Origin of the sequence: Gimesia aquarii, assembly GCF_007748175.1 — a bacterium.
Classification (GTDB): domain Bacteria; phylum Planctomycetota; class Planctomycetia; order Planctomycetales; family Planctomycetaceae; genus Gimesia; species Gimesia aquarii_A.
Genome location: NZ_CP037422.1, coordinates 468,221 through 492,768, shown reverse-complemented (window position 1 = coordinate 492,768; position 24,548 = coordinate 468,221). Strand labels below are relative to the sequence as shown.

The 24,548-nt window shown below is 45.4% G+C and carries 19 protein-coding genes; 10 read left to right on the top strand and 9 right to left on the bottom strand.

What is annotated here, in order from left to right; all coding sequences use genetic code 11:
- Window positions 1-5: 5 nt before the first annotated feature.
- Together V202x_RS02005 and bioD are read right to left on the bottom strand one after the other, a co-directional pair.
- Window positions 6-1,490: a hypothetical protein gene (locus tag V202x_RS02005; protein WP_145170749.1), complete on the bottom strand. Its 1,485-nt coding sequence runs from the start codon at window positions 1,488-1,490 to the stop codon at window positions 6-8.
- Between the two features lie 109 nt (window positions 1,491-1,599).
- Complete coding sequence (bioD, locus tag V202x_RS02000) at window positions 1,600-2,343, bottom strand: dethiobiotin synthase (RefSeq protein WP_145170747.1); 744 nt, start codon at window positions 2,341-2,343, stop codon at window positions 1,600-1,602.
- Between the two features lie 224 nt (window positions 2,344-2,567).
- On the opposite strand from bioD, the gene V202x_RS01995 reads away from it, so the two are divergent.
- Together V202x_RS01995 and V202x_RS01990 are read left to right on the top strand one after the other, a co-directional pair.
- Complete coding sequence (locus V202x_RS01995) at window positions 2,568-3,674, top strand: hypothetical protein (protein WP_145170745.1); 1,107 nt, start codon at window positions 2,568-2,570, stop codon at window positions 3,672-3,674.
- Window positions 3,675-4,292: 618 nt separating this feature from the next.
- On the top strand, window positions 4,293-4,991 hold the full coding sequence (locus V202x_RS01990) for an FHA domain-containing protein (protein ID WP_145170743.1): 699 nt from the start codon (window positions 4,293-4,295) through the stop codon (window positions 4,989-4,991).
- A 102-nt stretch (window positions 4,992-5,093) separates the two neighbouring features.
- Here the strand turns inward: V202x_RS01990 and V202x_RS01985 are convergent, their stop codons facing one another.
- Window positions 5,094-6,029, bottom strand: coding sequence for a serine O-acetyltransferase (locus V202x_RS01985; protein ID WP_145170741.1), 936 nt, complete (start codon window positions 6,027-6,029; stop codon window positions 5,094-5,096).
- Window positions 6,030-6,550: 521 nt separating this feature from the next.
- Between V202x_RS01985 and V202x_RS01980 the strand changes: the two genes are divergently transcribed.
- Together V202x_RS01980 and V202x_RS01975 are read left to right on the top strand one after the other, a co-directional pair.
- Window positions 6,551-7,834 (top strand): HD-GYP domain-containing protein, encoded by a 1,284-nt coding sequence (locus tag V202x_RS01980; RefSeq protein WP_145170739.1) that lies wholly within the window; start codon window positions 6,551-6,553, stop codon window positions 7,832-7,834.
- Entirely contained in the window at window positions 7,831-8,595 is a 765-nt protein-coding gene (locus V202x_RS01975) for a CPBP family intramembrane glutamic endopeptidase (RefSeq protein WP_145170737.1), read from the top strand. Before V202x_RS01980 ends, V202x_RS01975 begins: the two co-directional genes overlap by 4 nt.
- Window positions 8,596-8,624: 29 nt before the next feature.
- On the opposite strand, the gene V202x_RS01970 is transcribed toward V202x_RS01975, so the two are convergent.
- Together V202x_RS01970 and V202x_RS01965 are read right to left on the bottom strand one after the other, a co-directional pair.
- Window positions 8,625-9,251, bottom strand: coding sequence for a hypothetical protein (locus V202x_RS01970; RefSeq protein ID WP_145170736.1), 627 nt, complete (start codon window positions 9,249-9,251; stop codon window positions 8,625-8,627).
- Between the two features lie 180 nt (window positions 9,252-9,431).
- On the bottom strand, window positions 9,432-9,974 hold the full coding sequence (locus V202x_RS01965; protein ID WP_197993174.1) for a DUF2617 family protein: 543 nt from the start codon (window positions 9,972-9,974) through the stop codon (window positions 9,432-9,434).
- Between the two features lie 316 nt (window positions 9,975-10,290).
- On the opposite strand from V202x_RS01965, the gene V202x_RS01960 reads away from it, so the two are divergent.
- Both V202x_RS01960 and V202x_RS01955 read left to right on the top strand, forming a co-directional pair.
- Complete coding sequence (locus tag V202x_RS01960; protein ID WP_145170732.1) at window positions 10,291-10,683, top strand: BlaI/MecI/CopY family transcriptional regulator; 393 nt, start codon at window positions 10,291-10,293, stop codon at window positions 10,681-10,683.
- On the top strand, window positions 10,670-14,029 hold the full coding sequence (locus V202x_RS01955) for a M56 family metallopeptidase (protein WP_145170730.1): 3,360 nt from the start codon (window positions 10,670-10,672) through the stop codon (window positions 14,027-14,029). Before V202x_RS01960 ends, V202x_RS01955 begins: the two co-directional genes overlap by 14 nt.
- Window positions 14,030-14,099: 70 nt before the next feature.
- Here the strand turns inward: V202x_RS01955 and V202x_RS01950 are convergent, their stop codons facing one another.
- On the bottom strand, window positions 14,100-15,026 hold the full coding sequence (locus V202x_RS01950; protein WP_145170728.1) for a TolB family protein: 927 nt from the start codon (window positions 15,024-15,026) through the stop codon (window positions 14,100-14,102).
- 318 nt (window positions 15,027-15,344) lie between these two features.
- Between V202x_RS01950 and V202x_RS01945 the strand changes: the two genes are divergently transcribed.
- The gene (locus V202x_RS01945; protein ID WP_145170726.1) at window positions 15,345-15,917 is read left to right on the top strand and encodes a VOC family protein; all 573 of its coding nucleotides are present in this window, start codon (window positions 15,345-15,347) and stop codon (window positions 15,915-15,917) included.
- Between the two features lie 60 nt (window positions 15,918-15,977).
- Here V202x_RS01945 and V202x_RS01940 read toward each other — a convergent pair whose 3' ends face one another.
- Window positions 15,978-17,489 (bottom strand): sigma-54 dependent transcriptional regulator, encoded by a 1,512-nt coding sequence (locus V202x_RS01940; RefSeq protein ID WP_145170724.1) that lies wholly within the window; start codon window positions 17,487-17,489, stop codon window positions 15,978-15,980.
- 433 nt (window positions 17,490-17,922) lie between these two features.
- Between V202x_RS01940 and ispD the strand changes: the two genes are divergently transcribed.
- Window positions 17,923-18,693 carry a 2-C-methyl-D-erythritol 4-phosphate cytidylyltransferase gene (ispD, locus tag V202x_RS01935; protein ID WP_145170722.1) on the top strand — a complete coding sequence of 257 codons (771 nt, stop codon included), beginning with the start codon at window positions 17,923-17,925 and terminating at the stop codon, window positions 18,691-18,693.
- 325 nt (window positions 18,694-19,018) lie between these two features.
- Complete coding sequence (locus tag V202x_RS01930; protein ID WP_145170720.1) at window positions 19,019-19,558, top strand: hypothetical protein; 540 nt, start codon at window positions 19,019-19,021, stop codon at window positions 19,556-19,558.
- 96 nt (window positions 19,559-19,654) lie between these two features.
- Here the strand turns inward: V202x_RS01930 and ilvD are convergent, their stop codons facing one another.
- Window positions 19,655-21,346: a dihydroxy-acid dehydratase gene (gene ilvD, locus V202x_RS01925; RefSeq protein WP_145170718.1), complete on the bottom strand. Its 1,692-nt coding sequence runs from the start codon at window positions 21,344-21,346 to the stop codon at window positions 19,655-19,657.
- A 91-nt stretch (window positions 21,347-21,437) separates the two neighbouring features.
- Window positions 21,438-21,725, bottom strand: coding sequence for a putative quinol monooxygenase (locus V202x_RS01920; RefSeq protein ID WP_144980771.1), 288 nt, complete (start codon window positions 21,723-21,725; stop codon window positions 21,438-21,440).
- A 454-nt stretch (window positions 21,726-22,179) separates the two neighbouring features.
- Here V202x_RS01920 and V202x_RS01915 point away from each other — a divergent pair, with 454 nt between their 5' ends.
- Entirely contained in the window at window positions 22,180-24,183 is a 2,004-nt protein-coding gene (locus V202x_RS01915; protein WP_145170716.1) for a sigma-54-dependent Fis family transcriptional regulator, read from the top strand.
- Window positions 24,184-24,548 lie beyond the last annotated feature (365 nt).

Here is a 24,548-nt window from a genome sequence, read left to right as displayed (position 1 = left end):
CGAGATCAACTGGTGGGGAGTGATTCTTTATTTTCTGAAGGCTTTTCCGGTTGGATCTGATCACTATTAAACACGACTTCAATCAGTGTTGTGACTCCTCGATGAGATTCCGGATGATAGCCTTTGCGCATTTGTAATCTCCAGACAAGATCACCTTTTAGAGAATCAATGCCTGCTTCATCAGTGGCGACATAAGTCTCGAAACTCTGACCCGGTTTCAAATTTTGTGGTTTGGCTTCCTGGTTGATGTTCTGTCCCTTCAAATTCCATTCCCAGGATGGAGGCATGTCATAAACTAAAACACGCTCTCCGTTCGTCTTTTTTTGATCCACCCTGCTGACAAAGTTATTCGCCCGCAAATGAGAATCGGGAGTTTTCCCGGGAACACGAGTTAACAGCAGTTTTTGATCAAGGGGTTCAAAAGTCTGATCATCAGAAACATTTTCAAATCGCAAGTAGAGCTTGAGCACATCCTCAGTAGGTGGACGGGTTTTGGTTGTATCTCCCGTGTAATGTTCGAACTCAATGGGACCCCGTGTGACTCGTAAAGGAGTGACCATGATATTCCCGAAACGCCGTCCTGGCCCACCGAGTTTCAACGTATGCCCTGCCGGTAAGGTGGCGTGTTCAGGAACTAGCTGGAGTGCAATTTCGTCATTTTTTATGGGTGGTTTCAGATCGGGAAGGCTTTCCAGTTGATGCGGGTCTCCGAGGTATTTGGCATATAACAAGAGGGCCACCATGATCGTGGCAGCGATGGCATAAGTAAGCGTGAGTGTAAACAATCTCCTGGAGACCACTTTTTGTTTGCGGTAATCCTGTTGAATTTCAGGAGTTTCAGGTTCTGAACCAGCTTCGAGCGTATCCTCTGTTGTTGTCGTTTCCTCTGGAGGGGATTCTTCGGAGGTTGTTGTTTCAGTGGTCGCCTCTGGATTGATGGGTTCGGCTTGTTCCGTTGAAACAGCTTCTTCTGTTGAATCCGTTTCCTCTTCTTCATCAACGCTCGGCATTTCTGATGTGATTACCGTTGAATCATTCTCAGCGTTTTCAGAATCGTCATTGCCACCAGGGAGAAATGAAAAGTTGGTGGCTTCCCGTACCGTCTTAGTTTTGTCTGAAGAACCATTATTTCCTCCTGGAAGAAACGCAAAAGGGGACTCTACTTCGGCTTCTTCCAGAGTACTTTCTGAATTACCATTCTCTGAATCTGGTTCTGACTGACTATCAGTTACTTTGGTTTCTTCCTGATTGGAATCGAGATCGGTGGAAATAACTGATTCGCTGGATGAGCTTTCTGTTTCTGAATCGGCCAACGTTCCCTCGGGCTCCTCATTGGTAACTTCATCCAGATCTTCTGTAATCAGAACGGGTTCGTTGGTTTCAGGATCCACTTGCAGGTGCATTTGGCACAGCGGACATTCAACGACTTCTGACACGTCTTCGATTTGGATGGCCCCGCCACAGGCAGGACAAACGACTTCAATACTCATCCATTTCTCCGGTTTATTTCTTTCACACTTTATTGATTTCAATTGAATGCATGGACTAGCGAATCTGAAATTTCATCATTTCAAATCTGGTTCTCATGCACTGATCGTCTCATTCTTTGATGACAAAACGCGATGGGTGAAGTGCTAGCTGTACCCAGTCTATTCTGTCCTGAGTCTGATGGTGAAGCAAGTTCGACTGCCATTCAAAGGGGACAAAAGACAAAACCGGAACGGTCGTCCATTGCTGAATCTGTTCGGCATTGGATGACCTTGATTCATCACTGAGTTCTGGATCGACGTCGTTCAGTATGATGCCGGCAACACACAAACCCCGGTTCTGTAACGCCTCGACGGTCAAAAGGCTGTGATTTATGGTTCCCAACCCCGCTCGTGCTACAACCAAAACCGGAAATTTCAATTCTGCGGCAAAATCCACAACTAACGTATTTTCTGTTAGGGGGCAGAGAACGCCTCCGACCCCTTCCACAATCAAAAACTCAACTTGATCCTGCCACCAGAGTGCTCCTTGCCACAAAAGGTCATGGTCAATCTGTCTGCCCTCCTTGCGCGCGGCCACTGGTGGAGCCAGTGGTGCATGAAACTTTTGTGGGCAGATCCGTTCCGATGGGAATGTTTGGTTGATCGACTCTGAAAGTAATTCGATATCATTCCAGTAATAATCTCCAGAATCACCATCCTGTATACTGCCGCTACAGGCGGGTTTGTATGCACCTGTTGCGATTCCTTCAGACATTAATTGCCGGGCAATGGCGGTGGAAATATAAGTCTTCCCCACGTCAGTGTCAGTACCGAGGATCATCAAACCGGGCATATATAATGGAAAAACGTCCACAATGATTTCCTGATTTCTCAAACATCTTGTTTCTTTTATGGAACAACCGCTGGTCCCTGCTTGCGAGAGACGGAGATTCGTTTTTATTATACAGAATAGAGAAACGAAGCGACATCAGAAGAGAGGCCTGAAACAGCAAAGTCGCTTACTCTCTAGAACCTGATCCCCGATTGAAGGGGAAGCCTGTATCATTTGATTTTCGTTTATTGAGTTCAAATCCACAAATGAAGCGCAAAAGAGGATCATCTGGCGGTGCCAGTCTCGACTCACTCCTGGACACTATGACCAATGTGGTAGGCATTCTGGTCATTCTCTTAACGGTAACCCAGTTAGGGGTTGGCGAAGCCGTCGAACGTATTAAAGACGCGCTGCCGGACATTACCGATGAAGACATGGATCGTTCCCAAAAACGAGTGGAGGATCTTGATTCACTGCTAAAGCTGGAAAAGGAGCAGCTGCAGACCGTAAAAAAACTGACGGAACAGAAAAAACCCGTCAATATCGAAGAACAGAAGGCTTTGGCAGAGAAGCTGAAAAAAGAGCTGGAGAAATTAAAAGAAATTCAAATCAATATTGAAGCTCTCAAAAAGCAGATTGCTGAGCGGGATCAAAAAGTAAAGTCGATCGAGAAAATGATCGTTGAGAAGGAAACGGAATTAGCCGACATCAAAGCAAAGTTGGCTAAAACCCCCGATCCAGGCCCGACTCCGAATGCGAAAATTGTGAATCTACCGAATCCGCGTGATGCTCCTTCAGGTGCAAAGCCGATCGATTATGTTTGTCGCGGCGGTCGGATTTTACGTGTCGATATTCCGCAACTACAGTCACTGGCTTTGGCAGCAATTGCCAAAAGTCGTTTTGTGACAGCGCAAGAACAAGCTGTCGACTGTGAGAAACTTGTGAAGTTGTTTGAAAATCGAAATGTGGGGAATCGGGACTGGAGGATCAAACTCAAGCCCGCAGGTGGAGTGCCTTATCTCATTCTGGAACCACGCAAGGGTCGAGGTGATAATTCAGAACGTCTGCGAAAACCTTCGGCGTTGTTTCGCAAGTCGATTCAAAAAGTGAATCCCAATCTGTTTTATCTGAACTTTCGGGTTTGGTCAGACAGCTATGATACTTACCTGGTTGCGCGACAGTACGCCGACCAGCGGGGCGTTCTCGCGGGGTGGACTGCCTTCGATACCAATTCCGAATTTCGAGTTCCTTTAGGGGGAAATTTAAAGTTGACATGCGAAGGGTATACTCCTCCTCCCACACCACCGAAACCAGAGGTCCCCGATCTTCCCCCTCCCACTGAACGGAAACTACCAGGCACGAAAATTGATTGAGGCACTTAATCGCAAATCCTTTTTATTACAGAAGGCCTCGCACCTGTTTGCTGTTGAGGACCATCCACGATCTTCACAGGATAGAACTCTTGGCGATATCCGAAACGATAAAAAATAATTAACAAACACAAATCAGTGATCAAATTTCTGGTACGATTCAAGTGATTGTAAATCCAAAATCATCGGGCTGAGGTGTTTCCTTTGTTAACAAGGATCTACAAAGCCTTTGACCAGATTTCATTCTTTATTTTCTCTATTTTACTGGCTTTGGTAACCATAGAGGCCCCTCTATTTTAACTGATTGTTACAAAATCTGCTTTATTTTGATATCGAAGCCATCAATGGTTTTTGATCAATTAGTAACTGGAACGTTTTCTCATGCTTGCCTCAAGGGACGGTCGATTTATTATTGTGTGGCACTGAAATCAGAGCCCTGAAGGAATCACAAAGTTCCTGTCTCAACACGAGGTTGATAAGTCTGTGGTTGTAGAATCCTCTCACCAGTATTCTCTGGAAATCATTAAAGGGAAAACTAATTTTCCCATCCGCCCTGTTCAAGACAATCGCTTAACGATTGGTGCGGGGTCTTGTTGTGGTCTCCAGTTAGCCGGATCTAACATGCCAATCTTGCATACGGTGATCCAGATCGAACAGGGTAAAGCCCTGATCGAAGCCATTGCTCCTCAACCAAAACTTTTACTCAATGGAATTCCAATTCAGACATCACCTCTGTCTGATGACGATTCCATTAGCATTGGGCCCATCGAATTTGTTTTTCGTGTAGCCCGTCCACAATTATCAATGAGCACTCCCATTGCTAGATTATCTGGTTCGCCACTTGAGACGAGCGCTCATATCACTCCGGACAAAAGAGATCACTCAATGACGAATGAAACTACTCTTAAAAACCTGTCTGCATCTGAGCTTGTTGACTTGATGGAGCAGGACTTCCAATTGATCCAACAATATGAAAATCGAAGAAACCAGGGAGCTGCTGCGTTACTGTCACACGTTCATCAAATGAAAGAAAAACAGGAAGAACAGCTTCAGGATCAGGAAGTACTTTCTGAGCAGGAGCAATTAGAGCTGCTGGCTGATCTCGAAGCGATGATGGAAGAATTGACTCAATTTTCCGAAGAGCTGCAACAACGAGCTGACCAGTTAACCAACCGTGAAAAACAATACGAGTCTGCTGCCGCTTCGCTACTGGAAACCCAAGAGAAACTCGCCTCACAACTTGACCGAACTCTGGATCATGTAGGATCGATCGAGAAAGACCATAACGATGATGGCGAATCAAAACGTGCGATTGCCTAATTGAATTTTATTGCGATAAGATCCTGTGTGAGTTTGATTGACGAACTCACACAGGATCTTTTTTTATGGTTGATGTGAGTTTTGAATCAGAATTTAACGATCTCAGGATGCTTCACGAAATCGAAGTGAAGGTTTTTCGATTGTGACAATCGTATTGGGGACGACGCTTTTCATCAAAGAGACACTCGCCCCAATGACGGCATCCTGGCCGATGATGGTATCGCCTCCCAGAATGGTTGCATTCGCATAAATGACGACTCCCTTTTCGATAGTGGGATGGCGTTTCTGTTCGCGAATAATGCGACCTTCTGAGTCCTTGGGAAAACTAACCGCTCCCAACGTAACCCCCTGATAAACTTTCACATGCTCGGCAATTTCGCATGTCTCACCAATCACAACACCGGTACCGTGATCAATAAAGAACGAATGGCCAATGGTAGCACCGGGGTGAATATCAATTCCCGTCTGTGAATGTGCCCACTCCGATAACATACGAGGAATGATGGGAACATCCAATTCGTAAAGCTCGTGTGCAATTCGATAAATGGTAATCGCTTCCAGACCCGGATAGCAAAAGATGATTTCATCGGCACAGGATGCGGCCGGATCACCATCCAGGGCTGCCTGCACGTCAGTTGAAAGAGCTCGCCTGATTTCAGGAATGGTCTCCAGAAACAGCATCGTTTTCTTTTGGCCTTCTGCTTCGAAATCAATACTGGGCAGCTTTTCACAATCAGCGCCATGTGTTTGAACATACTGGTGTCTTAAGGCACGCCCTATCTGCGTTGTCAGAATATCGTGCAGAGAATCAACGATATTTCCCACATGGTAGACCACATTTCCCATATGCAGATTTTGACGGCGGCGATAACCTGGAAAGATCAATTCCTTCAGTTCCTGAGCAGCTTCGATTACTGCATCCTGACTGGGTAGTGGGCAGTGCCCTAAATGATGAATTCTGTCCAGTTCATGATAGGTCTCTACGATTCGATCGGTAATTTCAGGAAGTCGCTCTTTTTGTTGAAAATCCGTAGCCATGAGAATTTTCCCGCTCGTCAGTTTGGGTCTAATTGGATTTTGAAAACTGATATCAGTACCTATTAATTTAGGACACATCTTATCAGTAAATGTTCTTTAAATTGCCTTAAGTGACAGTCATCTTTCCTAGATTCTATGCATGCCGATAAAAGAACGACAAGTAGATAAGAGAAAAAATGCCCTCTAGTCACAAATCGGCGTGCTTATGACAGGAAATTGAGCAATTCTCACATCCGATCCATTCGGCTCAGATAATACGCTACTTACAAGTCGCAAAGTCAACGCGTCTTGATAATTGATAGATTCACGCAAGTAAAGCAGAGTTTTTGTTTTCGTCTCCTAAGTGATGAACTATCAATACGATATGTACCTTTTGTTCTGATAGTTTACCCAGTCCGAACTCATTCAATCTATTCAATCCCTCACTACGGAATGGTCGATAAACAAACTAACAAGGGGCCCCCAATATCTTCGTATCAAAACTATTGATGTGACGCGCTATCTCCAAGCAGGAAACCATTGTGAATCATTCCAACAGATTACTCCGCTGGCTTGCCCCCTCAATTCGTGAGGAACGTGAAGAATGGAAGGCGCTTCGTTTGAAATCAGAGCCAGCAGCGGTGATTGAGTCTGGTGATGCACAGTTACAAAAGCTCAGCAGCACATATCGGGAACTGAAACAGCAAAATCTGGAACTCACCGTACCCAAGCCACAACGCACGCTCATTCAGTTACAAAATCGTATTCAAGTCATTCTAGAACGTTGTCGGCTTTACCTCGGTTCTGAACCGACCCATTCACTTTGCCCCCCACAGTTACCCATTTTAGAACGAATTCTCAACTCTGTTCGAGAAGAACAACAATACATCAAACAACAATTACTGCTGAGTCAAACGGTTTTGCATTATGTGAGCCAATTCAAAGAGGCCACGCAAGAGATCTGGACAAAACCATTTTGCAGCCCGAACTACCTGTTGAATCTGTTGAGAAAAATTAAAAACGATGATGTGCATTTGACTTCCCCGGGTGAGTTTCTATTTCTCTCAATCGAAGATTTTCTAGCCGTTGCCCATGAACGGTTCTCGGATGAAGACATGCCCGTTTACATACGTGGTTTGGAAACTGCGCGATTAATTTACTTCGTCAGCAGGCAGCATGAAGACTGGCAGAAAAATGTTGACTTTCTGATGCTGGCCGGTTTATTGCACGATTTTGGCTGGTTGATGTTGAAACATCAGAATCCTGATAAAGATGCTTCTCAAAGCAAGCTCTTGCATGATGAACGAGGCGAACATCCAGTCCTGGGAGCGGCATTGCTCGGAGGATTGCGTGGCTTTCCGGGAGACTCGTCTCTATCTGAAGTGATCTCTCAACATCACGAACGGCTTGATGGCACTGGTTATCCGCGCAGGTTACACACTTATGCCTTAAACGAACATTCGCGACGCATGGCAGTGGTTTGTCGCTATCTGGAGCTGAAAAACAACCGGCGGGAGTTGACGGCCGACGGTATTCGATCTTACGACATGGAAGAGGTAGCATTTGCAGCAGCATTGCAACTTTATCGGGAAGCAAAACGTGGTGAATGGGATCAACGGACCGTCGACCATACTCTGTCAGCTCTTGACACAAATCTGCCAGAAGCATTGAGAGAAACCGACCAGAAGAATGATCTGTTTTCCCTCAAGCGTTTTCAACACTATCGCCAGGACGCATCACACACGCAGCCAATGAAACCTCATATTCATTCCAGTTCAAAGCATGAATCAGTCAAACAGGCTTCAGAGAACCAACAAGAGTCATGACGCAAAATAAACATTCTCAAAGCGAAATGACTCTAGCCGTTGATAGCTATTGGTTAGAGGCCAGGCAGCCACTTGTCTGTCTGGTATTTCTTGCGCCGTTGTTGGTGATCTATGAATTGGGGGTGATCTCCATGGGAGGGAACCAACCGGAATTGATTCGCAATGGTGCCGACTATTGGATGCGAAGCTGGCTCTCTCAACTGGGGTTCACACATACCTTTTTACTGCCTTGCCTGATTGTGGGCACACTGCTGATTTGGCACGTCTGTTGTAAATACCCCTGGAAAATTTCTGCAGAAACTTTGCTGGGAATGTTTGCGGAGAGTCTGTTGTTCGCTTTCTGTTTGATCATATTGGGGCAGGTACAGGATTTGGCTTTTCAACAATTACCCGAGCCAACGATGATGTTCATCGAACGAGAATCCGCTTCGCGCGTCGTCAGTTTTGTTGGTGCAGGCGTTTATGAGGAAGTGATGTTTCGTCTCTTATTGCTGCCTCTCTGTTATCTGCTCTTCAGAGGTATGATGCTGAAAGTACGCTGGTCTGCCGTCCTGGCGATCATTTCGACCAGCCTTATCTTTTCACTGGCTCATTATATTGGTGCCACCGGAGATCAGTTTTCTCTGTTCAGCTTCACATTTCGGACCGTAGCTGGTCTCTTTTTTGCCGGTCTCTTTTTTCTCCGGGGGTTTGGAATCACCGTCGGCGCGCATGCAACCTACGATATCATCGTCGGTGTGATGCTGGTCAGTGGTCCCTGACAGACTAATTTGAATTGGTATCTTGCCGACTACCAGAGTGAATAGTAACCACGACGACCATAGCCGGCGTTATAGCCGTATTGAAAGATCAGGCTGCCGTATAAGGTTGGCCGATAAGGCCAGATGCCACAATAGGGTCCGTAGTAACCTCCAAAGTAGCCTCCCCAGTAAGGTCTGTAACTTCCCCATAGCGGAGCATAAGTGCCCCAATAAGGTGCATACGAACCAGTATACCCATAAGGTGAGCAGTAACACGAAGAATACGAATTCCAGGCGTTACACGTCCGCCAGGGATAAAATGTGTTGTAACCAAAATACGAATATCTGGGGTAACCATTGAAACGGTAGTAAGCAGGTCGGTAATAGCGATAGCCGGCGACTGCCGCATAGGGACGATAGCGGTTGTAATATCGTCGAGCCCCAAAGCCGTAATAGCTTGAACGGGGGTAATAGGAATAGTTTCGTGCATAACGATTTGAGTAACCGTAATATGCCGAGCGATTGCCATATCGATACCGATAATAGGCAGAAGCAGAATAAGGGGTCCGATATCGAGAAACAGAGTAGGGACGCGCAGCCGACGAAACATTCGTCTCAAAGCTTGCCAGTGCACTCAGACAGAAAGAGAACAGTACTATAGATCGTAAAGAATACACTTGACCGCCCTATCACGTTACCGGTTTCCCGTCATCCATGACGTTGATCAATGAGATCCTCATAAAACGACTTGAGGATACGGATATTCAGCCCGTATTTAAATTAATTATATACGCTCTGAGGACCATTTGAAACAATTAATTTCATTAATCGCTTGCTCAGATCTGACGAAATCGACCCTAAAATTCAAACAAAGACTGGGTTTTTACAACCGCTAATTCTTCGGGAAACGTGTGAAATGCATGTATCAGGAGGCTTGTCTGGTTCGCTTCAAAATCAACGATACTTAGAGCCCCGGGAGTGATACGGCTTTCTGAAACAAAGTGATAAGCCAGATCAGCCTTTTGGGAATCCATCATATATTCTTCATGCAGATTATTAAAAACCACATAATCAAGCTCTTCTAACTGGTAGCTGACCTGATAATACAGGCCTGATTCCAATTGAGCTGATTCAGAACGACAACCACGCACCGGCTTTTCCAGCACTCGTTTCTGGCTGGGCAGGGGATTCTGAAACGAAGTCAGAATCTCACAAACGGTTTTTTCTTTGTGTTGAATACAGGCAATATGCCCCGTTTCACAGATTTTCAACACAGCAGAATAATTTTTTTGATGCACCTCTGCCAAGGCACAGGTGGTGTAGAGCTCGGGATGGATGGAACGTCCAATCAAGCGAAAGATCAAATCATTTACTTTCGGTCTGGCAGATCGGACACTCATTCTGATGGATCCCAAAAAAATATGAAAGTGGGGATTATATAAATACATAAAGATTCATTATGAGTAGTGATTCTCTACAGATTTCAGCTAATGATTTCGAATCACGGCTTAATTCTAAGCGATCAGGAGAGCAATTCCAAACAAGGTTCGGCAAGATTTTCAAACTCCCGCTCTATTTTTAAGAACGACCATTTTTAGATTGACTTTGGAGGAGACGCCCGTCTGGAAATTGATCAATTTTTATCAATACGATCTTGACTCAATTACAAATGTAATTAAACTTCCACAATTACAGTTGTAATTGAATGGAGAAACGATGACAGAACGACCTGCACTATCCAAAGGAGAAATCGAAGTCGCCCGTGCACTCTGGGAACTGAAACACGGCACAGTACGTGAGGTGTTTGAATCGTTTCCCGACTCGCGAGGCATCGATTTCACAACCGTCCAGACGTACTTGAGAAGACTGGAGAAAAAGGGATATGTCAATGTGAAGCTCGAAGGCCGAACTCGTGTTTATTCACCCCGTGTGAAACCACGTACTGTCATTCGAGAAACTGTGGATGATCTGGTTGACCGTCTCTTCGCGGGAGAAACGTTTCCTTTAATGCAACATCTGATCGAAAATCGAAACGTTAGTCAGGAAGATTTAGACGCATTAAAGACTCTACTTGATCAATTGACGGAGGAACGAAATGAATCTGAGTGAATCGACGTTCGTCCAAATTATCTGGCAGCAGTTCTGGCAATGCTCGTTGTTAGTGATTGCCGTCTTTCTGATCTGTAAATTCATCAAATTCCGGCAATCACATCTGACTTTTATATTGTGGTTGATTGTCTTACTGAAATTTATGACGCCTCCCCTATGGAGCAGTTCCAGTGGCCTATTTTGCTGGGTGCAGGGAATTCAGACACCAGAAGCATACCAAGCTCTCACAAATCAAGACCAGCACGCGCTCACTCTGACGGAATCGATTCGACAACTTATTGGCGATGATGTGCAGAAGCTGCCAGATGTAGAGACAAAAGCACCGACCGTTCAAATTACCGTTCATGATGGATCTCTGAAAAAGAATCCCATATCGAGCTTTAAAAATTCTGCTTTGAATTCTGATACCACACTCACTCAAAAAGAATGGTACTCAGCGCGCTCATTTTTCTGGTATAGCGGGGTTGTTATCTGGGGCTTCATCGCAGCGAGCATTGTGGCTGTGATGGTGATCCGTTACTGGCAATGTCGGCAAATACTGCGCACTTCGAGTATGGTTCATGATCCAGAACTGGATCAATTACTGTCGCGTCTAAGTGTGGAATTACGAGTCAAACGAAGAGTCAGGCTGTTAATCACCAAAAGCCGCATCGGACCAGCAGTGATTGGATTATTTCGCCCCACGATCATTTTGCCTCAAGCGATTGTCGATTCTCGTTCAAAGAAAGAACTGGAACCCATTTTGGCGCATGAGTTGATTCATATTCGACGGGGTGACTTATGGGTTGGTTTGTTGCAACTGACAGCCTCGATTGTGTGGTGGTTTCATCCGCTGGTCTGGTTTACGGGACGGCGTTTGAAGCTTGAAGTTGAGCAGTGTTGTGATGAAGAAGTTCTGGCAGAGTTAAATTGTGAGCCCGGCTTGTATGCAAAATGTTTGCTGGAAGTGCTGGAGTTAAAGCATACGTTGAAATCAGTTCCTGTGGTGCCGGGCGTGCGTCCGGTGGAAATTACCTCAAAACGTTTGGAGCGAATTATGAAATTGGGACAAGGATGTCAAAAGCAAACACCCTGGTGGTGCTGGATGGTTTTAATTGTTTTATCAGCAACGGTATTGCCTGGTGCGGCTTTTGTGGTTTCTGCAGCGGACCAACAAGCTGAAGAAGCGACGAAGAGCAACAATACCGATCTTTTAATCATTCAAAACAAAAGCAAGGAGAAGGAAACAAGTTCATCGAATCAAACCAGGACACAACTTCAAGATAAGAATATCTCAAGTTTGTCTTCCTCTTCGGTTCTCAAATTCTTATACGCAACAGAAGAATTACAAAATCCAAAAGCGCAAACCGTACGTGTTTATTCTATCAAAGAGTTAATGGAAAAAGGCCGCAAAGCCGTAGGTGACTCACGTGCAAAAGCTGAATTGATCGAAAAAGTCCGTTCGTTCGTAAACAAGCAGAAAAGAAAAGAGGAAATCTTACCTCAACCGAACACTCAATTCGCGAATCCATTAATGAAGAAATCGGCTGGCTCTCATTTTGCGGGAAGATTATTCATCAAGGATGATCATCTCATTGTTGTGAGTGAAGATCCAGAGGTTCAGAAACATATAGCCCAAGCGATACAAGAGCTATCTGAATCTGTTTTCTCACAGCTACAGATCAAAACAAAAATCAAATTAATTTCCGTTCCACAAACACTAATCGCAAAAATCATTGCTCAACGGAAAGAAATCAAAGTCATTGAAGTCAACAAATTTGGGCCCATGCGTGGAGCAACGAAAACGAATGATCCATTTTCGGACAGTTCAGAGATTGAAAACAAAGCCATCACATTTGAAACTCTGGTTGCCAATCGTAGTCAATCAGTGATCTATGAATTATTGGATACAAAGCGTGCTGAAGAAATCCATAAATTGATAGAAGCCACAGAAAGTACGCTGCTTTCTTCCCCTGTCATCACGATGATGAATGGTCAAACAGCGAACATCGCACAAAAAGAGAGACCGGTTTTTGAAAACCAGTTTGCGGGTGCTGGACAACGTTTTCAACTCAATACCTATGGTTTCAATCTTGATGCACGACCAATGTTCCCAGAAAAAGGTGGCAATCAAAAAACAGGTAGACTCGAATACGAAATCACATTCTCAAAAAACAAAGGTGTGGTGAAACAGAACACCATTGATTTGAATTCGAAACAACGGCAGGTCGTCGAACTTCCGATGATAAACGAATTTCGGTTTGCAGATTCAACACAGATTCAATTAGGAGAGACGCTATTAGTAGGTGGTTTTCAAATTGATCAAAACGCAAAAAATCCGCAAGTGCTTTTATTGATGATTCAGTTAGAAAAGGTCAAACCGGTCACAGATCGTCTCATGTTTGGTGTCGGTGTCAACAGCGATACCGGTGTCATAGGACATATTCTTATTGATGAGTCTAATTTTGAGGACAATTTGATCACAAAAACCTATCCGGTTGCTGATTTGGTGGTTCCTTTACCACGAAAAATCGTCACCCCTCAGAAGCTTACTCAAGCGATGATACCATCTGTCAAGCCTCGTTTTGAACCGTTAATTGAACTGATCAAGAAAAACGTCACTCCTGAAAATTGGAGAAATCAAAAAAAGCAAACTGGCTCGATCACTGTTTATCAACAAACACTTTCTCTGGTCGTCCGACACACGAAAGAAGCCCACGACCAAATTGCTGAGTTATTGCAAAAAATGAGAGCCATTCAAGACCAGATGATCGAACTCGATTTCCAACTGGTTCAAACCGATCATTTACAGAAATGGTTTAAAGAGTGGGAACGATCTGAAGTCCGGGCTCTGCAAGATCTTTTAAATCAATTGAAAGCTCAAAATTTAAAAGAAGGAATCCTTCTTGACCCACAACAAGCTGGCTTAATGAAACAAATGGCACAACGGACTGAATCCCTCAATATTCTGCAAGCCCCGAAACTCTCACTTTTCAATGGGCAGTCAATAGAATTCAATCTCAAAACGACTCTTGATTCTCAAAAAAACTCACCATTTCGAATTCAGTTACGAACTGAGCTACAGGAAAAGCAAAATCTGCGACTCTCGATGGCCATCAACGCCAATGATGCGTTGGATGTTTTATCCAACCTGAAAAGTATGACCATTCCCAACAGGAAATCTGTATTGATTGACATCACGGACCAAGTCAATCGCAGGGGTTCTGAATTTCTGCCGTTCCAGTTTTTTAGCCAAAATCAGCAGGAGCCAAAAAAACATAAACACTATTTGCTGCTGATTAGCACCTCTGTCATGAACCTATCCGGATCGAAGGAGAAGCTTAAGCTCCAGGAAATTAAACCGTAAACGCTGTGCTTCGAGGGTCACATTAACATCTCCGCGTATTGCTCTCTGATTTGAATTGATCGTATGGCGGCTACTTCTTATCTCTGGCGTTAAACAGCAAATGTTGACCATCGGGGGTGAAGCTGACGTCCCCATTGATGTTTCCCTCGACTGTGATTTCCAGTGGTTCGGGCGCTTTATCCTCAGCGGGATTAAATTTGAGTAGTTTGCGTGGTGATGTGGGAGAACCAAATACAATCATGTCTCCCTGTGGATGCCAGGCCATGTCTTGGTATGGGGAAACTTTGCTTTTAAAGTGCACTTTAAAACCTTCTTGCATTCCCGCGACATTCACTGTAGCGACCTCGTAAGTTTTATCCGCTTTTCGTCCTAGAAAACAAATCCAGTTACTATCGGGAGACCATGCCATATTCCAGTAAATCATGGAATACGGGCTTTCCCCTTCAGGAAATACATCGCTCTTTGTTTCTTCGATTAAATCATAGATTCGAAGATTTGATTTTCCTGATTTGTACACACGATAGGCAATTTTTTTGCCATCAGGTGACCACTGTGCCCCCCAACCTCCAGTTTCGATCATTTTACGATTAGAACCATCGGCATTCATGATGGCGACACCTGAGGGAGAAGGTTGAGAAAACGCGATTCGATTCCCTCCCGGAGACCAACTCGGCATCGCCCCCGGTCCCAACACTTTAAAGTCACTCCCATCCGAGTTAACAACCATAATCTGCACGTTCGAAAAGCTTTCGCCCTCCTGAGACTTCCAACCGTCAAAGGCCAATTTTTGTCCATCCGCAGAGAAGGTAGGAGAGCCGGTGTTATAGTAATCTTCTGCGACATAAAAAGCCTTGGGTTCTACACCTTCTGGAGTCGCTAAATAAAACCGGGTCCGTTTCACCACTGGCTCTTCATCTGCAACTACCTGCGGATGATCAAAACACTGAAGTACAACGCAGGTCATGCAATAGAAACACAAAATCGCAACAGATCTCATGGCAAATCCTTATTCTCACATTGTTAGAAACAGACACGTCGTGTTTTGTTGTTATAGCATCTTGAAAATGGGGTTGGAAGAAAAAACCTTCGGAACGCCACCCGTTGAAAGAGAATCTCAAGTTTCATCTGGAAATAGAACAAGAGATTGAGTTTGGATTACAAGATCAAGTTACGAACTATATAGCAAATTTAAATAGTTTCAGATAAATCGAGTAGATCGCCTTGAGGTCTGAATCTGATCAAAGTAGCCTGATGAATAGAAGGGCTTTCGTGAGTTTAAGAATGCCCGTTTATTTTTAAATCCAGGAGCAACTCAATGAAGAATTCCAGTTTTGTCAATCGCGAACTGATCTACACAACATTTATTGTGCTGGTCGTCAGTGGTTTGGCAGCATGGGCCGCCAGTAGCAAAACTGTTCCGGACGCCGAATTTGCAAAGTCAACCGTCGACTTCGGAATTGTGGTGAGCGACCTCGACAAGTCGCTTCACTTTTACAAGAACGCACTCGGGTTAAAAGAGCGTGAGCCATTCAAGGTCACAGCAGAAATGGGCGGCGATTCAGGACTTTCTGACAACCTGCCATTCAAGGTCTATCCACTGGTTCTTGAGAATGACAGTACCGCGACCAATGTGAAGCTCATGCAGTTCAAAGGAACTCCTTCTAAGAAGACCGATAATTCTTTTATCCATTCTTCCTTAGGTGTGAGCTACCTGACGATCTATGTCAAAGATACCACAGCGGCATTAGAACGGGCCAAAGCCTATGGGGTAAAGCCCATCGCCAAAGGCCCGCTTGAACTACCCGCTGGATTTCCCAAAGGCATTTATCTGACACTCTTGCGTGATCCGGATGGAAATTTGATCGAACTTGTCGGTCCGAAGAAGTAAATAAAATAGAAGACTGAATTCACAATCAGATTGATTCATGATGACACTCACTGAGTGTCATCATTTTTTTGTATTCATGCCATACTTCTTCATTTTGTTATACAGAGTCACACGGCTGATTCCCAACGTCTTGGCGGTATTGGTGCGGCTGTAATTGTTTTTAAAGAGTGCTTGCTCGATCAGCTCTTTTTCTGTAACTGCTACCTGATCCCCTAATCGATCCGAATCATTTTGTTTATGATTGATGATCACAGAAGGATCATTGGTCGGTCCAATTTGTCCCATCAGAATATGGGAAGGCAGATTCTCTTTGCGTAATATACCTTCACGACAGTAAATGACCGCTCTGCGAATCACGTTCTCCAGTTCCCGAACATTGCCAGGCCAGGGATAGGCGTGCAAGGCTTCCATGAATTCATCATCGATTCGATCAATCACAATATTATGCTTGGTTGCCATGTCTCGTACAAAACCATGGGCAAGTGTCACAATGTCAGCCTTGCGGCGTCTTAAAGGAAGAACATCAAACTTTAACATATTCAATCGGTAATAAAGATCCGGGCGAAACTTACCTTGCTCGACCAGTGGTTGAAGATCCATGTTACTTGCAACCACAAGCCGTGCCTTATTGATATGTGTTTTGTTTGACCCAATCGGCTCGAACTCGCCTGTTTCGATCACACGTAACAGCTTGACCTGTTGTTCTGGTCCCAAAACATCAATTTCGTCGAGTAGAATCGTTCCGCGTCCTGCAGCAAGAAATTTTCCGTCTTTGTCCGCGTGAGCACTAGTAAATGCCCCCCGTACATGACCAAACAATTCACTTTCGATCAAATCATTGGGCAGCGCACCGCAGGCCACATTCAAAAAGGGCTCATTCCGCCGTGGAGAAACTTCATGAACCAGACGAGAAAGATGAGTTTTACCCGCCCCGGTTTCGCCAATCAGTAACACAGTCACATCATGTTGTGCTGCAATCTCCAGTTCATTCAGCATGATTTTCATTTCATGTGAATTCGTTTCGAACTGACCAGAGATACCATCCTGGAGAGCCGGATTCGTCATCTCATGTGAAACCTGTGAACTGTTAACATCATGCATCGTATTCTGTGCAAAAGAGTCGTGAGCAGGTATTTTTCTCTCTGATGTCCCTCCATGCAGGGAATTCATTGTGACAGACTCAGATGCAACGACTTCTTCTTCCGGACTAAGACAGGAATCAATCTCTAACAATAATTCCGCTTCACTGGCAAAACCCTTGATATGTTGAATATTGGTGCAGGCTGCTCGTCGCTCCAGAATTTCAGGACACTCTTCTTCCGTCAGCATGATGATTTCAGCTTCGGGAACCATTTTCTGGATCAACTCCAGGCTTTGATCTTCCTGATGCCCCCCAGAGGCGAGGAACCGCAAGTCGGCTAAGATAAATTCGATCGCCTGTTCGCGGCAGTGACCAGTACAGTCTTCTAACGAACTACAGATGACTAAATGGAACGCTTTCTTGAAATGGGCCAGTATCTGTTGTTGAAGAGTTGAGTCTTGTGTCACCAGAATCAATGTGGGAAGTTCCATAATGGCTCTCTCTAATTCAATATTCAAAGTGGGTTCAGTCAATGGAGGCGTGTGTCTTCAGTTATGTCATCAAGAAAGTCTGTATCGTGGTCTCGCTTGACGAAGTGCTTCTGTTTTTAAACAAATTGAGTGCCAACGCGTAAAGGAAACATGACGAAAAACCTCTAAGTCTCTTCATTCAAATGCTTTACGGAAGAGTCGATTTTTTGGAGCTTCAGAATTCGGTTGGGAATGATGTGGAAAAAAAACATCATGCGTGGCTTCTGTTGAAAAAAATCAACGTCGTTTCGTCACTTCATTTGATGATTCGTTAAGATGCCTGCATACTCCGTAAAAATCTAACTGTGTATGCTATTGGATGAAGATTTCAGGATTGTTAAACTTAATAAACAGACAAACCTGAGAGGGAATTTTGAATCGAGAGGAAAGTAAAGTGGCAACCTTTGCAGTAATATTAGCAGCAGCCGGCAAAAGTACGCGGTTTCAATCGAAGGGGGCTGAGATTCTCGGTACGGGACCTCAAAAGAAACCGTTTATGGATCTGAAAGGTCGCGCTGTCTGGACCCGTTCGGCTGAGATCTTCTCGAATCGAGAAGATGTTAAGCAGTTGATCATCACGGTCGCTGAAGAAGATATCGAGTGGTTCAAACAAAAGTTTCGTCCCAATCTGGCGTTCATGGATATTGAAATCGTACCCGGTGGTAAGGAGCGTGCTGACTCCGTTCAGAATGCATTGGCGCGTGTTAAAGCAGATATCGATTATGTTGCAATCCATGATGCAGCACGCCCTTTAATTACTGATAAGTGGGTCGGTGAACTCTTCACAGCCGTTGAAAAATCGGATGCCGTCATTCCCGCCATCCGAATTTCCAGCACTTTGAAACGGGTGGGAAAGGATCGACGAATTCAAGAGACGGTCGACCGCACCGACCTCTGGGCGGCTCAAACACCGCAAGTTTTCAAGCGTCAGCTGTTATTAGACGCCTATGCTCAGGCGGGAGAGATGCAACCAACAGATGAAGCCCAACTCATCGAAAACATGGGGTACCCGGTAACGATTGTTGAAGGCTCCCCCCTCAATCAAAAAATTACGACGGCTGCTGATTTCCGGATGGCCGAAGCGCTTTTAAATGCGTTACCAAAACCGAAGGGAATCCGGGCGTTACACCCCTTTGCCGATGAAGAACCTCGGGGAATTTTGTAATCACCATCGTGAAAAGTAATGATCGCCGTCAGCGAAATGCCAATCATTGCGCGAGTATTCACTCAAAAAAACAGGCAAATCTCTACTAATCGCTTACTTTGGTAAGCAGTCTGAAATTGGGGCCGATGATATGCCCTGCCCTGACTACGCAATTTTACCCAGCGCGGGTCATCTGCTTTTTTTCTACTGAAATCGCCTCATTGCATGTTTTTTTATTGGATACGTTGTTTCAATGGGATACGGTGATTGAAAATATGACGCCTTATTATAAAGCACATCTGCTTTTCCTGACAAAATATTCTTTTCAGAGAAAAAGGAAGCGCTCATGAATACCCCCTCCGATGCAGCGGATACTCCTGAATCCGAAGCTGCCCCAAAAGCAAAAAAACAAATCAGCGCGAAACGTCGTCTCATTTCCTGGGCATTTATTGCAGTCTTGCTTATCGTGGTTTTGATTGAATGGCGTGCCAAGTCCTCACAGGCAGCTACATTTAAAAACCTCGAGGCTGCCATGGAAAACTCTGGCGATGTGGGAGAAATTCCCTTTAGACAATTAGAGTCGATCACGCAGGGGTCTCCATCGGAAGAAATCGATGAATCGGGGGCTCTCTTACGCTTACATCATTATCGTTGGAAGGGTCTTTTCAAAGTGTATCATTTGCGTTTACTCGTAGATAAGGATGAAAAGGTGATCGCCTTTGATGGACTGGCAGGAGGCGAACCCGTAGGTGGCATCCCCCGAATCTCTAAAGAGAGAATGAAAAATTTTCTTAAAAAAGAAAAAGCAGCAAATGGTGGAACCCCAGTTGAAACGGAAAGTGTTGAAGTCGTGGAGGAAGCGCCTGCTGAGACAAAAAAGCAATAGTTGGTGTCTATCTTTAGAATGATTGAAATTCAACGGCTACTAAAAAAGTCCGGGATCAAACCAGATCCCGGGCTTTCGTTTATTCTGGAAAGGTGATTACTCGTCCGTCACACAACCTTCGGAAGCGGACTTCACATTTTTGATATATTTATAGAGCGTACCCCGCGTGTATTTGAAGGGAGGCGCCGTCCATGCCTGGCGACGCTCTTCCAATTCCGCATTGGTAAGATCCACATTCAGTAAATTATTTTCCGCATCAATGGTGATCTTATCACCCGTTTTGACGAGGGCAATCGGCCCCCCTTCCTGTGCTTCCGGGGTGATGTGCCCCACAATGAATCCGTGTGAACCGCCTGAAAAACGGCCGTCGGTTAATAAAGCGACGTCTTTCCCCAGACCGGCGCCCATAATGGCAGAGGTCGGCGTTAACATCTCGGGCATACCCGGCCCCCCTTTGGGGCCTTCGTAGCGAATGACGATGACATCGCCTTTTTGAATTTTGTTTTCTTCCAATGCTTTCAGCATGTCTTCTTCAGAATCGAAAACATTCGCAGTTCCTTCAAAGACCAGACCTTCTTTTCCAGTGATCTTAGCAACCGCGCCAGTGGGAGCGAGATTTCCCTTCAAAATCTGGAGATGGCCCGACGGTTTGATGGGATTTTCTAACGTATGGATAATATCCTGTCCCTCTTTCAAACCAGGTAGTTCTGCCAGGTTTTCGGCTAGTGTTTTACCAGTGACAGTCATGCAGTCCCCGTTGATCATGCCTTTTTCTAACAGATATTTCATGACAGCAGGCGTACCACCGATTTCCTGCAAGTCGGCCATGACATACTTACCACTCGGTTTAAAGTCGGCTAATAAGGGAGTGCGATCACTGACTGACTGAATATCATCAATTGTTAATTTCACATCGACAGAACGAGCAATCGCCAGCATGTGCAGCACGGCATTCGTAGACCCTCCCAACGCAACGATGAGCACCAATGCATTTTCAAATGCATCGCGTGTCATAATGTCGCGGGGTTTTAAATCGAGTTCCAGTAGTGTTCTGATGGCAGCACCGGCTCGAACACATTCGTCTAATTTGTCGGGATGTTCTGCGGGAATCGAAGAACTGTAAGGAAGTGACATTCCCAGAGCTTCAATCGCAGATGACATCGTGTTTGCCGTATACATCCCGCCGCAGGCACCCGCGCCAGGACAACTTTTCTGTACAATCTGCTTGCGTGTTTCATCAGTGATCGTACCGGCCAGATATTCGCCATAGGATTGGAAGGCAGAAACAATATCCAACTTTTCATTGTTCAAACAACCGGGGGCGATCGTTCCACCGTAAACCATGATCGAAGGACGGTTGAAGCGTCCCATGGCAATGATACAACCGGGCATGTTTTTGTCACAGCCGGGGAGTGAGATGTTCGCATCGTACCATTGGGCGCACGTCACAGTCTCAATGCTGTCGGCAATTAAATCACGCGATTGCAGCGAATACGACATGCCATCGGTGCCCATGGAAATACCATCGCTGACCCCAATTGTGTTGAACCGGAGCCCTACCAGGTCTGCGGCTTCGACTCCTTCTTTCACTTTGGCGGCCAGTTTATTGAGATGCATGTTGCAGGAATTTCCTTCGTACCAGACACTGGAAATTCCGACTTGCGCTTTATTCATATCTGCTTCGCTCATGCCGGTCGCATACAACATGGCTTGAGAGGCCCCTTGAGAACGGGGCTGAGTGATACGAGAACTATATCGGTTTAAAATGGGTTGGGAATCGGATGACATCGACGTTCTTCCTCTGTTGTGTTTACGTTTGGATTCTTAACTGATGATTAACGACTCTGATTCAGATTCGGCATTAATCGTTTCAAGCAGGTTATTCCAACAGGAGCTTCACTCTATGCGCCACACGTTCGACACGTGGCATGACCTGTGGTTGATAAATTTCCTGATATGCTTTTTCTTCGCGGTGATTTTTCCAGGCCTGTTCGTCCTCCCAATGTTCTACGAGTACGAAGGTGGCTGGTTCTTCAGAGTAATAGACATCAAACCGCAGGCAACCCGGCTCGGTACGGGATAATCGACAGGCTTCAGTAAGCAACCCCTGAATCTCTTCAGCATCAGAGGCTTCCTTCACTGTAAGAATGACATTGAGACAAAACATGGTCGTTCTCTGGATTTCAATAAGGACTAAGTTCAATTGGGACAAAATGAGAAGCCCGGTTTGTGACTCCCACTTGTTCTAATACAGTAACACTCCGCCAGCAGAAGTGACAGTAAAGCGGGATTCTTAAACGTAAGGGAACGGTAATTCTCTCGAATCTGCCGAGGATACCGGTTGGACTAAACTATTCATAAGAACATATTTGCAACTAGTATCAGCAATGGAAAACAGGATGTTTTAAAACACACAATGTGTGAGAGTTTATCGATATCGTAAAATGCATGGTTTACTCGTCAAAAAGAGAGCCAAAACCCTTAAATACAGTCCACACTTGGATGACGGATCAATTTCAACCTGTTATCATTTGGACCATACAGAAAGGCGAATAGATGACAGAATCCTGATGTATGCTGTGATTATATGCCTCTTTTGATTCACAAAAAAGGAGTGTCAGTTGAATAAAGCAGAAACAGTGGATTGGTTGGACTGGAAGAGACTTCCGTTGTTCACTCGCTATGATTCGGAAGCGTCGTTGATTCAAGTGTGTGATCGGCTACTCGAAGAAGCAGCTCAACAGGCTAGCGGAAGTCACTACATCCAGCAATTTCTACCTCAGTTGGCAACAGAATTATCCTGCCAGTGGTGCACCCTGATCGAACGAACTCCAGAGTGGGAAACGCGATTTGAATTTGGTAGGAATGCCGCAGGAGGCTTTCCCGCTGCACTGTGTAATGAAGCATTGGACCGCGAAGCAGGCGGCTTATGTGCGGATGAGGAACGTGACGACTGGTCATTTCTGGCAGCGCCTCTCGGAGATCTGTGCCCAGGGACGATTCTCTTAGTCGGTGGTCGCGACTTAACGGCTGATTCGCTTAGTAATGTAATCGTTGTCGCGCGGGTATTAGGTTACGTACTCTCGATCGTCGAGAAGCGGGAAAAGAACCTGAGGCGCATCAGTCGCTTAGAGACCACATTACATATTGCTTCCAGCTTTTCCTCGGCTCGTGAAACTCAACCGTTATTAGAGCTGATTGCCAAAGAAGCCACACGACTCCTTGAATGTGAGAGATCGAGTATTTTCATCTGGGATCAGGAACACAAACAGGTTGTCGCTTGCCCCGCATTGGGAGTGGAAGGAAATACGCTCCGTTTGCCTGATGATGTGGGAATCGTCGGAGATGTAATTCGAACTGGTAAGACCATTCGCGTCGATGATGCCTACAACGATTCGCGGTTTGACCCCAGTGTCGATAAGTCAAGCGGCTTTCGAACGCATAACCTGTTGTGTGTGCCCCTACGAAATAACGCCGGTGAAATGATCGGTGCGTTCGAAGTCATGAACAAAGAAAAAGGGAAAGCCGACTTTAATGACGATGATGCCCAAAGCCTTGAAGAACTGGGGGTGCAGGCCGCGACAGCGCTTGAAAACACACGCGAACTCGAACAGCTTTCCCGTAGTCGTGATCAACTGACTGAACAAGTTAAACAAAAAGTGCAAGTGATTGGAAAAAGTTCTGCGATCACGGCTCTGCGATCAACCATCGAACGCCTGGCGGGTACGGACTTGCCGGTTTTGATTCTGGGTGAGAGTGGTACGGGAAAAGAAGTCGTCAGTCAATCGTTGCACTATCAGGGACCGCGGGCCAATACTCCTTTTGTTGCGGTAAACTGTGCGGCATTAACAGAAACCTTGCTCGAAAGCGAATTGTTCGGACACGAAAAAGGGGCCTTCACCGATGCCCACGAAACCCGTGCCGGCAAATTTGAACTTGCAGAAGGGGGCACACTCTTTCTCGATGAAATTGGGGACATGAGTCTGGGCGGACAGGCTAAACTGTTACGCGTACTTGAACAGAAAGTGATTACCCGTGTGGGAGGCTCGGAAACGATTCCCATTAACGTGCGTGTCGTGGCGGCAACAAATGCGAAGCTGGCTGATGCGGTTCATGAGAAAAAGTTTCGAGAGGACCTTTATTATCGTTTGAGTGTTGTCACGCTCGATCTGCCTCCCTTAAGAGAGCGTCCTGAAGATGTGATCTTATTAGCAGAATTTTTTCTCGCGCAATTTTGTGAACAAGCCAACCGACGGGTGCTCAAATTCTCAGCCGAAGCTAAAAAACGCCTGCAGGCACATCTCTGGCCCGGTAATGTGCGCGAGCTTCGTAATTTAATGGAGCGGGTCGCATTCCTGTGTGCCAGTGATCGTGTGGAGGTAGAAGACCTGGCGTTTATTCTCAGCCCTTCCCGTGATTCGGTTGTGGATATGTCATCCGATTTGAGCTTGAAAGAGGCTTCGCGCCGCTTCCAGCAGGAATACATCCGCCGTACGATTAAACGCGTGGGAGGCAACATGAGCGAAACCGCCAAATGCCTGGGTCTGCATCGTTCGAACCTGTACCGAAAAATGGGACAACTGGGGATGCATGAAGCAAACGATGCACAGGAAATTGATGACTGATTTGAATGGATCAATTTCTACGTACCGTGTGCCACACTTCGGCTTGTTATTTGGATCAAGAATACTGAGTAAGATTCACAGATAAAGTAAGCGGCTCGGCGCTAGCCGCCGGTTTTACATATCTATAGCGCGTCTAATTTAACCATAGCGGCTTCAATGCGATGATACGAGGTCCAAACAGTCCTGGAGACGCTACAATAAACCTGGATATAGACTACTAGTCGTTAAAATTGGTAGTTGATGGCTAGCGCTATTCCACAAATGAAACTGTTTCGTTCAATTTACCGAGGGCTAGCGCCCTGTCGCTCACAGGAACGTCATATTTAAATACCCCCCTAACGACTCAGAGTAATACTACCACGAAA

Coding starts and splice junctions, on each gene's coding strand:
- V202x_RS01920 (WP_144980771.1), bottom strand. CDS start 21,725: ATGTTTTGTCTCAATGTCATTCTTACAGTGAAGGAAGCCTCTGATGCT.
- V202x_RS01945 (WP_145170726.1), top strand. CDS start 15,345: ATGAAGAATTCCAGTTTTGTCAATCGCGAACTGATCTACACAACATTT.
- ilvD (WP_145170718.1), bottom strand. CDS start 21,346: ATGTCATCCGATTCCCAACCCATTTTAAACCGATATAGTTCTCGTATC.
- V202x_RS01930 (WP_145170720.1), top strand. CDS start 19,019: ATGAATACCCCCTCCGATGCAGCGGATACTCCTGAATCCGAAGCTGCC.
- V202x_RS01960 (WP_145170732.1), top strand. CDS start 10,291: ATGACAGAACGACCTGCACTATCCAAAGGAGAAATCGAAGTCGCCCGT.
- V202x_RS01940 (WP_145170724.1), bottom strand. CDS start 17,489: ATGGAACTTCCCACATTGATTCTGGTGACACAAGACTCAACTCTTCAA.
- V202x_RS01985 (WP_145170741.1), bottom strand. CDS start 6,029: ATGGCTACGGATTTTCAACAAAAAGAGCGACTTCCTGAAATTACCGAT.
- V202x_RS01955 (WP_145170730.1), top strand. CDS start 10,670: ATGAATCTGAGTGAATCGACGTTCGTCCAAATTATCTGGCAGCAGTTC.
- V202x_RS02005 (WP_145170749.1), bottom strand. CDS start 1,490: ATGAGTATTGAAGTCGTTTGTCCTGCCTGTGGCGGGGCCATCCAAATC.
- V202x_RS01995 (WP_145170745.1), top strand. CDS start 2,568: ATGAAGCGCAAAAGAGGATCATCTGGCGGTGCCAGTCTCGACTCACTC.
- V202x_RS01965 (WP_197993174.1), bottom strand. CDS start 9,974: ATGAGTGTCCGATCTGCCAGACCGAAAGTAAATGATTTGATCTTTCGC.
- V202x_RS01990 (WP_145170743.1), top strand. CDS start 4,293: ATGCCAATCTTGCATACGGTGATCCAGATCGAACAGGGTAAAGCCCTG.
- V202x_RS01975 (WP_145170737.1), top strand. CDS start 7,831: ATGACGCAAAATAAACATTCTCAAAGCGAAATGACTCTAGCCGTTGAT.
- V202x_RS01950 (WP_145170728.1), bottom strand. CDS start 15,026: ATGAGATCTGTTGCGATTTTGTGTTTCTATTGCATGACCTGCGTTGTA.